Source organism: Ohtaekwangia sp., from assembly GCF_036786105.1.
Lineage (GTDB): Bacteria > Bacteroidota > Bacteroidia > Cytophagales > Cyclobacteriaceae > Ohtaekwangia.
This window is the reverse complement of the sequence record NZ_DAIQRQ010000002.1, coordinates 199,732-212,105: the sequence shown is the minus strand read 5'-3', so window position 1 is coordinate 212,105 and position 12,374 is coordinate 199,732. Positions and strand designations below refer to the sequence as shown.

The 12,374-nt window shown below is 43.9% G+C and carries 13 protein-coding genes; 4 read left to right on the top strand and 9 right to left on the bottom strand.

Annotated features, from left to right (window positions below; genetic code table 11):
- The 4 genes from queG to V7Q33_RS01955 form a co-directional block, all read right to left on the bottom strand.
- Window positions 1–833 (bottom strand): tRNA epoxyqueuosine(34) reductase QueG (gene queG / locus V7Q33_RS01970; RefSeq protein ID WP_333818722.1); only part of this gene is annotated, 833 nt, incomplete at its 3' end.
- 40 nt (window positions 834–873) lie between these two features.
- A complete protein-coding gene (locus V7Q33_RS01965; protein ID WP_333818720.1) occupies window positions 874–1,491 on the bottom strand; it encodes an HAD family hydrolase in 618 nt (205 codons plus the stop codon).
- Window positions 1,492–1,571: 80 nt separating this feature from the next.
- Entirely contained in the window at window positions 1,572–2,624 is a 1,053-nt protein-coding gene (locus V7Q33_RS01960; RefSeq protein ID WP_331980329.1) for a glycosyltransferase family 9 protein, read from the bottom strand.
- 4 nt (window positions 2,625–2,628) lie between these two features.
- On the bottom strand, window positions 2,629–3,237 hold the full coding sequence (locus tag V7Q33_RS01955) for a DUF4254 domain-containing protein (protein WP_331980327.1): 609 nt from the start codon (window positions 3,235–3,237) through the stop codon (window positions 2,629–2,631).
- Window positions 3,238–3,318: 81 nt separating this feature from the next.
- Between V7Q33_RS01955 and V7Q33_RS01950 the strand changes: the two genes are divergently transcribed.
- The 4 genes from V7Q33_RS01950 (at window position 3,319) to V7Q33_RS01935 (ending at window position 7,470) form a co-directional block, all read left to right on the top strand.
- Complete coding sequence (locus tag V7Q33_RS01950; RefSeq protein ID WP_331980325.1) at window positions 3,319–3,909, top strand: hypothetical protein; 591 nt, start codon at window positions 3,319–3,321, stop codon at window positions 3,907–3,909.
- Window positions 3,910–4,008: 99 nt separating this feature from the next.
- On the top strand, window positions 4,009–4,587 hold the full coding sequence (locus V7Q33_RS01945; protein ID WP_333818719.1) for an RNA polymerase sigma-70 factor: 579 nt from the start codon (window positions 4,009–4,011) through the stop codon (window positions 4,585–4,587).
- Between the two features lie 5 nt (window positions 4,588–4,592).
- Complete coding sequence (locus tag V7Q33_RS01940; protein WP_331980321.1) at window positions 4,593–5,597, top strand: FecR family protein; 1,005 nt, start codon at window positions 4,593–4,595, stop codon at window positions 5,595–5,597.
- Window positions 5,584–7,470, top strand: coding sequence for an STN and carboxypeptidase regulatory-like domain-containing protein (locus tag V7Q33_RS01935; protein ID WP_333818718.1), 1,887 nt, complete (start codon window positions 5,584–5,586; stop codon window positions 7,468–7,470). The genes V7Q33_RS01940 and V7Q33_RS01935 overlap by 14 nt, the downstream gene beginning before the upstream one ends.
- A gap of 25 nt (window positions 7,471–7,495) precedes the next feature.
- Here the strand turns inward: V7Q33_RS01935 and V7Q33_RS01930 are convergent, their stop codons facing one another.
- From V7Q33_RS01930 to V7Q33_RS01910, 5 genes are all read right to left on the bottom strand, one after another.
- Window positions 7,496–8,623 carry a fatty acid desaturase family protein gene (locus tag V7Q33_RS01930; RefSeq protein ID WP_333818717.1) on the bottom strand — a complete coding sequence of 376 codons (1,128 nt, stop codon included), beginning with the start codon at window positions 8,621–8,623 and terminating at the stop codon, window positions 7,496–7,498.
- Window positions 8,624–8,867: 244 nt separating this feature from the next.
- On the bottom strand, window positions 8,868–9,527 hold the full coding sequence (locus V7Q33_RS01925; protein ID WP_331980315.1) for a phosphatidylserine decarboxylase family protein: 660 nt from the start codon (window positions 9,525–9,527) through the stop codon (window positions 8,868–8,870).
- A 154-nt stretch (window positions 9,528–9,681) separates the two neighbouring features.
- Window positions 9,682–10,956 (bottom strand): Glu/Leu/Phe/Val family dehydrogenase, encoded by a 1,275-nt coding sequence (locus V7Q33_RS01920; RefSeq protein WP_331980313.1) that lies wholly within the window; start codon window positions 10,954–10,956, stop codon window positions 9,682–9,684.
- Between the two features lie 452 nt (window positions 10,957–11,408).
- Window positions 11,409–11,666 (bottom strand): SemiSWEET family sugar transporter, encoded by a 258-nt coding sequence (locus V7Q33_RS01915; protein ID WP_331980311.1) that lies wholly within the window; start codon window positions 11,664–11,666, stop codon window positions 11,409–11,411.
- Window positions 11,667–11,671: 5 nt separating this feature from the next.
- Window positions 11,672–11,839, bottom strand: coding sequence for a hypothetical protein (locus V7Q33_RS01910; RefSeq protein WP_331980309.1), 168 nt, complete (start codon window positions 11,837–11,839; stop codon window positions 11,672–11,674).
- Window positions 11,840–12,374: the final 535 nt, after the last annotated feature.

Sequence of the window (12,374 nt, the reverse complement as noted above, 5' to 3'; positions counted from 1 at the left end):
GTGATTTCGCGCCAGTCTTGTCGCGTCATGTTTTCGAGGTCGGGATGTGGCTGGAAAGCAGGTTCGTTATGGGGTTTGGAGAAGCTGTTCCACGGGCAAACATCCTGGCATATATCGCAGCCAAAGATCCAGTTCTCAAATTTACCTTTTACATCAGTGGGTATTTCTTCTTTCAACTCTATTGTAAAGTACGATATACATTTGCTGCCGTCTACAACGTAAGGTTGTGGTATAGCATCCGTTGGGCAAGCATCCATACAGGCAGTGCAGGTTCCGCAGTAATCTTTGGCAGGGCCATCGTATTCCAGTTCCAGGTCAATGATAAGTTCTGCCAAAAAGAAAAAGCTACCCATTTGTTTATTCAACAACAAACTGTTCTTGCCGATCCATCCTATACCACTGCGTTTGGCCCACACGCGTTCCATAACGGGGGCGGAATCCACAAACGCGCGACCTTGTATAGCGCCTATATCTTTTTCGAGTCGCTGCATAAAGACTTTCAATTTGTCTTTGATCACAAAGTGATAATCTTCACCATACGCATACTTGGCAATCTTCAGCTCGCCTTCTTTCGCGAGATCTTTCGGTGGATAGTAGTTGTATATAAGACTCACTACCGATTTGGCCCCGGGCACCAATAGTGTTGGATCAAGGCGTTTGTCGAAATGATTTTCGAGGTAACTCATCTTTCCCTGATAGCCACGCTTTAGCCACGCTTCCAGTCGCGGTGCTTCATCAGCCAGAAATTCAGCTTTTGATATACCACAAAAACTGAATCCAAGTTCTGTAGCTACCTGCCTGATGAAACGACTATGTTGCGCCTGTTGCTGCATGATGCAAAGGTAACGCTATACGGTGATTACAAATTCCTCATCACTGAATCAGCAACATTTGTTGAAGCTCTCGCTTCACTTGTTCCGGTGACTGAAAGTGAATAGTGTTAAGGCCGACCGCTTTGGCGCCTTCAATGTTTTTGATGTTATCGTCTATGAAAAGCGCCTCGGTTGGATTGATTTTATAGCGCTCGAATAGTATCTGATAAAAATCCGGAAACGGCTTCCGTGTTCTTTCAACACCCGATACTACAATGCCTTCGAACCAATGCAGAAATTCAAAATTATCAAGTGCCCACGGAAATGTTTGTGCCGACCAGTTGGTGAGTGCGTATAGACGGTGCGAAGAATTTTCTTTGAAGTGTCGCAGTATTTCTACTGTATCATGAAGTGGTCCGGGTATTGTTTCCTGCCAGCGATCGTACCACGCACGGATGGGCAATTCCCACTCCGGATATTTTTGAATCAACTCCTGTGTAGCATCTTCGAACGAGCGCCCTGCATCCTGCTGGTCGTTCCAATCGTTGGTACATATATTCTCCAGAAACCAGGACACTTCTTCTTCGGTCTTGAATATCTTCCGGTATAAATAGCGTGGATTCCAATCGATGAGCACGCCACCCAAATCAAAAATAATGGTGTTAATGGTTGTATTCATAAAGTGATACAGGGTAATATACAAGACACTACGCTCAATGAAGTATTACCCTAAAGTTTGTGATGGTACATTTTGAAAATTTACACCGCGAGTCGCTTCAACACATGATCGGCTACTGCTTCAGGATGTATGCGGGTGAGGCAAGCGAAATCGCCGCGGAAACATTTTTCTTTTCCATATACTGAACAAGGTCTGCACGGTAATTCTTCACGACTCACCTGAATTATACTTCCGTTCGAATAATTATAGGGGCCGAAACCAACATCGGGATGGGTGCCTCCCCAAACGGAAAGCAGCGGTACACCCGATAGTGCAGCGAGGTGCATGTTGGAAGAATCTACACAGATCATCAGATCAAGGTGTTTCATCAATGCAATTTCCTGGCGGAGTTTTAATTTACCGGCTATTACTTCGCAGTGTTCCGGAAATTTCTGCTTCAGGGTTTCAAAGTATTTTATCTCTTTCTCTCCTCCTCCAAACAAAAAGAATTTTACAGGTGTCTTTTTTAAAATGGATTCTATGAGCACCGGATAATTTTCCAATGGCCATATTTTGGATTTGTGCATGGCAAAAGGAGCAATGCCGATCCACCGGGTAAGCTCCATTGATTTTTTATAGGAGAACCATCCGGAAGCACTCTCGATCGATTCACTCAGCGACAAATACGGCGCATCTACCATCTTGAACGGATAACCTGCTTTTTCAAAGGCAAGCCTGTACCGCTCTACGGTGTGAATGAGTGGTGTTGTTACTTTATCGTCTTTACGGCTGAATGCTTTTTTCTCTGCTCTGCCCTTTTCAAACACAACGACTTTCGCTCCGAAGAGTTTAAAGAGCGATCGCAGAATCATGGTACGCACATGATCGTGCATATCCAGTACTAAATCGTATGGGCCTTTGCGCATGAGCTTGCGAAAGAGATCGCGCATGCCCAATACACCGGTATAGGTATAATCTACATCCGCAGGAAAAACAGTAACACGTTCTATATCGAAGAACATCGGACCAAATTTAGGTCTTGTTACTACAGTAACTTCAACATCCGGATAGGCAGCCGTGAATGACTTCACAACCGGCACCAGCAGTGCCACGTCTCCCATAGCTGAAAACCGAAGTATAAGTATCTTCTTCAAGCCTTTACTTTTTCTGCGTATATAACATGGGGTTCAAAGATGCGTCATTATACATCTTCATCTGACGGTATACTTTGAACCTGCGATTACCCTGACCAATATCTTCGATGAGCTCATCAAATGCGAGTTGCATGTCGGTTTTCTGTTCCATTAAAATGGAAAGTTTTGACTGACACTTGGCTATGTGCTCGGCACTGGCATCGGTGCGCTCGGTCTGTTCTTTCATGTGATAGATCTTGAGCATTAGAATGCTCATGCGATCAAGCAACCACGCTGGTGTTTCAGAATTGATGCGCGCTCCGGGTTTGGGCACTGCATTTTTAAATTGTTCCAGAAAATAGTCATCGATCTGTTCAACCATATCGGTGCGATCCTGGTTCGATTTGTCAATTCTTCTTTTTATCTGAATACCTTCCACAGGATTTATCTCTGGCAAACGGATAATATCTTCCAGGTGCCATTGCACGGTATCGATCCAGTTTTTGGTGTACAACAGATACTCAAAACTTCCGGGTGAAAATGGATTTTTCACAGGAGTATCTACATGATCGTGAACGTGATAATCGTCAATACTCTGTTGAAAAATTTTATAACACTGATTTGCTGACAGCATACGAAGCAATTAGGTTGCAATTTAAACCTTAACTTCAGCCGATCAAACAGCCTTGCTGCAATGCCGGCATAATCTGACGACATGTCATCGCATCATTTTGTAAAAGAAGGTCAGGAACCTGCTTTGTTTATAACGCACGCGTTGTCACTTGAACTTGTGCAACCGCTATTGGAGTGGGCACCACTGGTGGTTGTGCTCGACTCTGCCGTAGATGAAGTATTACAGTGGGGAATTAAGATTGACGTGGTGATGGGCGCAACAGACCGTATACCTGCATTGAAGGAGAAACTGGCTGACCAACATCCGGTAACTATTGAAGCATATTTGAAAGATGAAAATCCTATCGAAAAAGGTATTTTATTTTTAGCAGATTCCGGTAACACAGCCGTAACGATTGTTATTCAAAATCCCGAAAGCAGGTTTCAACTTGCAAAAGATCATCGCGAGTTGCAGATCATATTTCTGGATAACACACTGAAGTGGTCGATGCATGTTGAGCGTTTTGAAAAATGGGTGGCTGCCCATACACCGGTTCTTATACAGGTTGATAAATCTGATCAAACACTATCTTATATAGGACTAACACCCGATGGCAACCGATTTATTGCTAGTCATGATGGTCTTGTGCGGGTTACTTCCAACAGTATTTTCTGGATTGGCGAACTGCCGTGAGAAATATTTTTAGCAGGATAGGGGTAAATCTTTTTGAGATTGTCATAACCTCAAAGCCGTAAAACCGTAAATTTCGCTGTTAAACGAATACCAAAAGCAGTGGAATTCACGGAACAACGGACACTCACATCGCTTAAGACAGGCGATATAACTGCTTTTGAAATGTTATTCCGAACTCACTATCAGCCGCTTTGCAATTACGCATACACCTTCGTTCAGGATCGTGACGAAGCCGAAGAGATCGTGCAGTCTACCTTTCTGTCGGTTTGGGAAAAACGTGAGAACCTGGAGATACGCACAGCAGTAAAACCGTATCTCTATGCTATGGTACGCAACGCTTGCCTGAATATGCTTAAACACGAAAAAATCAAACAGCAACATGCTACCATCGAGCTTGCCGTTGCCGAAAAAAGTGTTGAGTCGGTGACTCGCTCCGTAATGGCCTCGGAGCTTGAAACAAAAATTTACGAAGCGATGGAAAAGCTTCCGCAGCAATGTCGCCTCATCTTTAAACTCAGCCGCTTTGAAGAACTCAAATATTCGGAGATAGCCGACCAACTGAACCTGTCTGTAAAAACAGTAGAGAACCAGATGGGTAAAGCACTAAAGATTATGCGCGAGCAATTGAAGGACTATCTCCCATTACTCATTGTTTTAATGAATGGATTTCTTAACTAAGAGCATTGCAATATAACGCGAACGATATTGATGATTTGATTGGTAAATACCTGGCTGGTGAAGCCTCTGCGGAAGAGACTGCCTTTATAGAAACATGGCAGGCGCAGAGCGAAACGAACCGGAAGTATGTCGATCAGTTCAGAACTATATTTGTCAGGGCATCGGCGGTAAAAGAATGGCAACAGTTCGATACCGATGCAGCCTGGAACAAAATGAGATCGAAACTGCATCAGCCAGCCGGTCGTGTTGTGCCGATGCGTAAAGCCGATTCAGGTTTCCCGTTCCTCAAGATCGCTGCCAGCATTGTTATCATTCTGGGTGTTGGCTGGTTTGCATATCGCTTTGTATATCCGGGCATAAGCAAACCGGTGGAAGTAGTTGCCGGTAAACAAACATTGAGCGATACACTTCCTGATGGCAGCAATGTATACCTCAACAGGAAAACAAAACTTACTTACGCTTACGACAAGAAGAAGAAGAGCCATGTAGTAAAGCTGCAGGGAGAGGCTTACTTCAACATCAATCACGAAGACGATAAAAAATTTCTGGTAGATGCAGAAGGTGTTTTCATTCGCGATATCGGTACATCGTTCAACGTAACCGCCTATCCCGAGTCGAACACCGTAGAGGTTGTAGTTGTGGATGGAGAAGTACAATTCTTTACTGACAACAACGCGGGTATACAACTTAAAGCTGGCGGCAAAGGAGTGTATAACAAAACCACCAAAACATTTTCCATCGAACAACCTGAAAGTAATGTGCTTTCTTATAAAACTAAATTCTTCAGTTTCAGCAATACCGATCTCAGCACAGTAGCAGAAGCACTGAACAGCGTTTACGATAAAAAAATCGTGATCAGCAAGTCACTGCAAAACTGCCACCTTACAGTTTCATTCAACGATGAAGACATCCGTGAGATAGCACAGGTCATGGCAGAAACACTGAATCTTACCATCCGTGAAACTGCAAACGAAATTGTGTTGGAGGGCCAGGGTTGTGAAAACCAGTAGCAGATATCTGATTGTTGTCTTTCTGGTTCTCGCGCACTTTGCACAAGCCAAGGAAGATCCGAGAAAACCATTGCTGGAGCAGGTCATTACGATACGCCTCGAACATGAAACATTGGCTTCTGCACTCAGGAAGATCGGTGATCTTGCAGGGTTCACATTCTCCTATAGTCCGGATATACTCGATGCCAGTCGTATTGTTTCATACGAAGGCACCAATAAAACCGTGCGCGAAGTGTTGGATCAACTCTTCAAAGGAACAATACAGTATAAAGAGCGCAAGAAGCACATCATCCTGGTAAGGGCAGACACCAGTTTGAAAGACACGAAGCAGGTGAGCGGGTATATTATTGACGAAGCTACAGGCGAGCGTTTAAAGAACGTAAGTATATATGATCCCGTTTCGCTGTCTTCTACTGTAACCGATGCATATGGTTACTTCCAGATCGAAATTCCCAAACCATCGAATGAGCAGGTAAGCCTCTCGGTAAAAAAACTAAACTATATCGATACGCTGGTAACCGTATCGGGCGAGGGCAAAGGGCTGTTAAACGTACCGATCAAGATCGATAAAGAAAAGCTCAACGTCCTCGCCGACAGTGTGGGAAGGAAACTAAAACGATTCTGGCTCTCCACAAAAAACGCAACCATACAGGCTATAAACATGATCAACATTGACGATACACTGCATCGTCATTTTCAGTTTTCAGTAGTACCCTTCATTGGTACCAATCACAAGCTCAGTGGTAATATTATCAACGATTACTCGCTCAACATGCTGGGAGGTTATTCGCTTGGTGTCGAAAAGCTGGAGATAGGAGGTATATTTAACGCTGTGCGAGGTGATGTACATGGCCTTCAGATTGCCGGACTAGCCAACGGTGTTGCCGGTAAAACAAAGGGTGTACAAATAGCCGGGTTTGTGAATGCAAACATGGAAGAAGTGAATGGATGGCAAGTGGGTGGTTTGGCAAACTTCAACATGGACACTACACGGTCGGTGGCCTTGGCTGGATTACTCAATGTTGGTCTTCGCTACTCACGAGGAGTACGTGTGGCAGGACTTGGAAACACTACGATAGGGAAACAAGAAGGTCCGAGCTTAGCCGGACTTTTTAATTTTTCTACAGGCAACGCTGAAACGCAGATTGCAGGACTACTAAATTTTTCTGCAAACGACATGAAGGGAGCACAAGCAGGAGGATTTGTAAATTTCGCTGCTAAAAATGTTACCGGCGCACAAGTGTCGGGTATATTTAACGCAGCGCCTGGCCGCATGCGTGGCGTGCAAATTGGATTTGTGAACTACGCCACGACTATACGAGGATTTCAGCTCGGCTTCCTGAATATAGCTGATAGTATGAAAGGTATACCCGTTGGTTTTCTAAGCTTTGTGAGTCGCGGAGGTTATCACAAAATTGAAGTTGCTGCTGATGAAATCTTCTATACCAATATCTCCTTTCGCACGGGTGTGCGGCAATTTTATAATATCCTGAATGTTGGCGCGAAGCCCAATACTTTTGGTGATTCGGAAACATTCTGGACGTTCGGGTATGGTATCGGAACTGCACCCCGGCTTTCACGTAGGCTTTTCCTCAATTTTGATCTTACCTCCAATCAGGCTGTAAAAGGAAACTGGATTCATGCCATTAACATGATCAACAAGCTATATATAGGGGTTGATTATCAGTTTGCCAGAAAGATGTCGATTACAACAGGCGTTACGGTGAACGCCTATATTACAGATAGTACTTACGATGGTTATCCTGATCTCTTTACATCCTATAAACCACATTTCTTTGCTGATCACACCAATAGCAATGACATCAACACAAAAATGTGGTTTGGCGGAAAAATAGGACTACGATTCCTGTAGCATCGAATCCGGTAAATATATACGACTAAATGATTGCCGGAGTCGGTGCAGTGGCCAATACTGTTTTCGGATTTTTACCAAGCTCTTTCAAAAGTTTGGCGTGGCCGATCAAAGCACCGATAAATGTAGGTTGCGATTTATAGGGCAGATCAAACTCTTCTGCGGTTTGCTTTACGATGCCCGAGATATTCCTGTAATGCACGTGGCATACATTGGGGAATAAGTGATGCTCTACCTGGTAATTCAATCCACCTACATACCACGAAAGTATTTTGTTGCTCTGTGCAAAATTGGTAGTGGTGTGCAATTGGTGTATAGCCCAACTGTTTTCGATTTTGCCCTCCTCATTGGGCAGCGGATACTCGGTACCGTCAATAACGTGCGCAGGCTGGAAGATTACCGCCAGTATAAATCCGGCGATATAGTGCATCAGGAAGAAACCGGCGAACCATTGCCAACCTGTGATTGGCAGGATAGCAAGCGGAAGAACCATGATGTAAGCGAGGTAAAGTACTTTGGTAGCAATCAGGATCGCCCACTCCGTGCGAATATCTGCTTTCTGATTTTTTACAAGACCATCTTTCTGGTAGCGAATTATTCTGACGAAGTCTTTTACAAATACCCATACGAACGTCATCAGTCCATAGAAGAACCAGGCATATACATGCTGAAACTTGTGGATAAATTTCCAATCGCTATAAGGCGTCATTCTTAAAATACCCCGCGGGCTTATATCCTCATCCACGTCATGAATGTTGGTATACGTATGGTGCAATACGTTGTGCTGCACTTTCCAGTTAAAAGCATTTCCACCCACTATATTCAGCGAATAGCCCAGCAACTGATTTACCCACTTCTTGTTAGAGTACGCTCCATGATTGGCATCGTGCATTACCGCCAAACCTATACCGGCCACACCACATCCCATAAGTGCACACATGAGCAGCATTAACCAAGGGTTCGTTACAACACCGGTAATCATCAGTATGAATGGAACAAAGTATAACACGTGCATGAACACTGTTTTTACTTTCATTTCGGTGTTGGCATACCGCGAAATGTTGTTGTTCTTAAAATATTCGTTTACCCGTTGATTTAATGTCGTAAAGAAATCGCTTCGGGTGGAAGAAAATTTGATGGAGGCAGGCTTCATTCACTGATTCGTTAGGTGCAAAATCTCCAGCTAAAAATCACCGGAGATTAAAAATAGGTATAATACTATTGGTAACGAGTGTTAGCAACTCGGTATTTTTCAATGATGAAATTATAGTCATGTACCTTGTTATCACGAAAAACCGAAAAGCCATTCCTTGGTGCATTACCTGCGTAACAAAAAGCCATAACTATACCGTTGTATCGGTATACTGGGGTGTACCTATTTACGAATGATTAAGCGATTAATTCAACTCTGCAATTACCGTTCGGCCACCTTTGGTAACATCGCCAATCTTGCAGGTTACTTTGGCATCAAGTGGTAGAAATATATCTACACGCGAACCGAACTTGATAAAGCCGAACTCTTGGCCTTGCTCCAATGCCTGACCTTCTTTTACATAACATTTAATTCTGCGGGCAAGCGCTCCGGCTATCTGACGAAACAATATCTCCACACCTGTTTTGGTTTTTACCACTACCGTAGTTCTTTCATTTTCAGTGCTTGACTTGGGGTGCCATGCTACCAGGTATTTTCCAGGGTGATAACGGAAGAAGCTAATAGTACCTCCCACCGGCATTCGATTTACGTGTACATTTACCGGTGACATGAAAATTGATATCTGCTTTCTTTTACCTTTCAGATATTCGGTCTCTTCAGTATCTTCAATGACTACTACCTTTCCATCGGCAGGAGCTAACACGTGCATTTCATTTTTAGAGATGGAGAAGATAGGGTTTCTGAAAAACTGCAGGATGAGCAGGTAAAATATCACACTGGCCAATATCACACTGTTCTGCACGAGGCTGCTTTGCGGAAAGAAATACAGCACGGCCCAGTTCAAGGCAAACAAGAGGATGAGCAGAACAAACAATAATATGCGGCCTTCGCGGTGAATGGTCATGTCTAAAGGTTTTGTATGGTCGTTTAAAATAAATGCAGCAAGTCCGTTGTGAACTTGCTGCACAAATTTAGTGTGAAATTCCGGAAGAAATCACGAAAGTTCAGATTTAGAATAGCCGTTCATCAAACACAAACCGGCATTCTGAACATTGCAATCAGTATCCTCCGCGGAACTTGTAGGTCTTCGATACTTTATCAATCGCCACCATGTAGGCAGCAATCCTCATCGGCACTTTATATTCCTGCGATGTTTTGTACACGTTGTTGAAGGCATCTTTCATGATCCGGTCGCTTCTGCGGTTCACACGATCAGCGGTCCACTTATAGCCCAGTCGGTTCTGCACCCACTCGAAGTATGACACTGTAACACCGCCAGCATTCGCCAGAATGTCTGGCACTACCATAATGCCTTTATCATTGATGATATTGTCTGCCCGTGATGAAGTAGGTCCATTGGCACCTTCTACAATCAGCTTTGCTTTAATGCTGGAAGCATTCGAGCTGGTAATTACATCCTCTGTTGCAGCGGGCACGAGCAAATCTACCGGCAGCGTAAGCAATTCTTCGTTGCTGATCTTTTGTGCTCCGCCAAAACCATCAAGCGATCCTTTGTTGGAATCTCTGTACTTCACAGCCTGCTCAATGTCCATGCCTTTCTCGTTATAGTAAGCTCCCGACAAATCGCTTACCGCTTGCACCAGCAAACCACGTTCGTGCAGCAGGCGAGCGGCCCATGAACCTACGTTACCAAAACCCTGCACAGCACAGGTTGCTTTATAAGGATTGATCTTCAGTTTTTCCATCGCTGCCATGGCAGACACCATTACACCACGGCCAGTTGCTTCGGTTCTTCCGAGTGAACCCCCCATCACCAGTGGCTTACCGGTAACAACGGCATGTGTAGTCATGCCCTGAATGCGTGAATACTGGTCCATCAACCAAGCCATTTCGCGAGGACCTGTACCCATATCCGGGGCCGGTATATCCTGGTCGGGTCCAAACACATCCGCCATTGCCTGGGTATAAGCGCGCATCAGTCGCTCAATTTCACCAGCCGACATTTCACGCGGGTTGCAGGTAACGCCACCTTTTGCACCACCATACGGAATATCCACCACAGCACATTTCCAGGTCATCCATGCAGCCAATGCTTTTACTTCGTCCAGGTTTACATGTGGATCGAAGCGAATTCCACCTTTTGATGGTCCCAAAATAGTAGAGTGAATAACACGATAGCCTTCAAATACTTTGATGCTGCCATCATCCATTGTTACCGGGAGCGATACGATCACCTGACGTGCAGGGTTTTTCAATACGTTATAGATTTCCTCCTCCAGTCCAAGAATTTCTGAAGCGACTTTAAAACGCGACATCATAGCCTCGAAGGGATTCTCTTTGTCCTTAAGCGGGGCCGGTTCAATATATGCCATAAAATAAAATTTAGAAGTCTGTTTGGGTTATCGTGTTCTGCTCGAAAAAAGGTTCAAAAAACTAATTCGAAAACGGTTGCAAGATAGATAAATCCATCACTTGCTTTCTGATTTCAGAACAAAAGGTGGTGTTATAATTACTCTGAAACGGTGTATTTCGAAAAGATCTGTTCGTCAGAAATTTCATTCCGTATAATGCATTTTTCCAAAAGTTTATTTCCTTGAAATATGGTTATTGAAAGATAACCAAATTGATATTGTGATGCCAATACATTATAAAAGTCACAGGTATATTTTTCCACCGGAGTATAACTCTATAATGTGAAATTTTTTATTCACAGCCTCATTTTGTACCCTGTACGAATCGAATCGGACGACATTTAACAATAACACCATTCATTTGAACACATCTCCTTCTGAATCGCAAAAAAAGCCAGGGTATAACAGACGGGTTATTTCTTTTTATAGCGGATGCCTAGAATAATTATGGCGATGTTCAGAACTATAGAAGTAACGTTGGTAACAATGATAGGCATATCATCACGCAGTATACCATACCAGATCCAGAGCGATAGCCCTGCCAGAAGCACAATCAGATAGAACAGCGAAATATCACGGGCCTGTTTGTCGCGGATAATCTTGATGAGCTGAGGCAGTAATGATAAAGCCGTGCATGCACCGGCTCCTATACCGATTACTTCCGTTAGCATATAGATCAGTGCTTGCCGGCAAGTGTTATTTCACTGGGTAATGCTTTTACGTATTCATCGCCTATACGGATGGTATAGATCAATCCTCTTGATTTGATCTCGCGCGGACGTCCGTATACAATACCTTGTTGATTTCTGTAGATCACCGGATCTCCGTTTCTTATTTTTTCCATAATGATACTGGTTATGACTGCTGCTTTCAAAAATCCATGCCAGGATGTAGCGCCTGAAGAAGGAACAGTTTTTTATGTTTTGTTATACTATTCACATTAAAATGAAAAACCATGAAAGACCAACAGAAAACAACATTTCGTCCGCACGATCCTCATTCAAATGATGCGATGGTACGTGAACTGCTCGAATGTGTTATGGCATGTGAAACTTGTGCCACAGCCTGCCTGCAAGAACGCGATGTAAACATTATGACGCGATGCATTGAGCTGAATCGCGAATGCGCTGAAATATGTGTGCAGACTGCCCGCTTGCTTCAACGTGATTCCGAACTTTTGCCGAGCCTTTTACGCGTATGCGAAGAAGCCTGTCGCACATGCGCAGAAGAATGCCGTAAACATGACTTTGAACATTGCCAAAAATGCGCTGATGCATGTGAACACTGTGCCGAAGCTTGCCATGAGCATGACGGAAGCATTGAACTTAAGTAATCAATATGATTGAGAGTTCGAAGCAATACTATACTTCGAACTCTCA

Excerpts from the sequence above, each read along its gene's own strand:
- V7Q33_RS01965 (WP_333818720.1), bottom strand. The coding sequence starts at position 1,491 with ATGAATACAACCATTAACACCATTATTTTTGATTTGGGTGGCGTGCTC.
- V7Q33_RS01920 (WP_331980313.1), bottom strand. The coding sequence starts at position 10,956 with ATGGCATATATTGAACCGGCCCCGCTTAAGGACAAAGAGAATCCCTTC.
- V7Q33_RS01910 (WP_331980309.1), bottom strand. The coding sequence starts at position 11,839 with ATGGAAAAAATAAGAAACGGAGATCCGGTGATCTACAGAAATCAACAA.
- V7Q33_RS01950 (WP_331980325.1), top strand. The coding sequence starts at position 3,319 with ATGTCATCGCATCATTTTGTAAAAGAAGGTCAGGAACCTGCTTTGTTT.
- V7Q33_RS01930 (WP_333818717.1), bottom strand. The coding sequence starts at position 8,623 with ATGAAGCCTGCCTCCATCAAATTTTCTTCCACCCGAAGCGATTTCTTT.
- V7Q33_RS01915 (WP_331980311.1), bottom strand. The coding sequence starts at position 11,666 with ATGCTAACGGAAGTAATCGGTATAGGAGCCGGTGCATGCACGGCTTTA.
- V7Q33_RS01955 (WP_331980327.1), bottom strand. The coding sequence starts at position 3,237 with ATGCTGTCAGCAAATCAGTGTTATAAAATTTTTCAACAGAGTATTGAC.
- V7Q33_RS01925 (WP_331980315.1), bottom strand. The coding sequence starts at position 9,527 with ATGACCATTCACCGCGAAGGCCGCATATTATTGTTTGTTCTGCTCATC.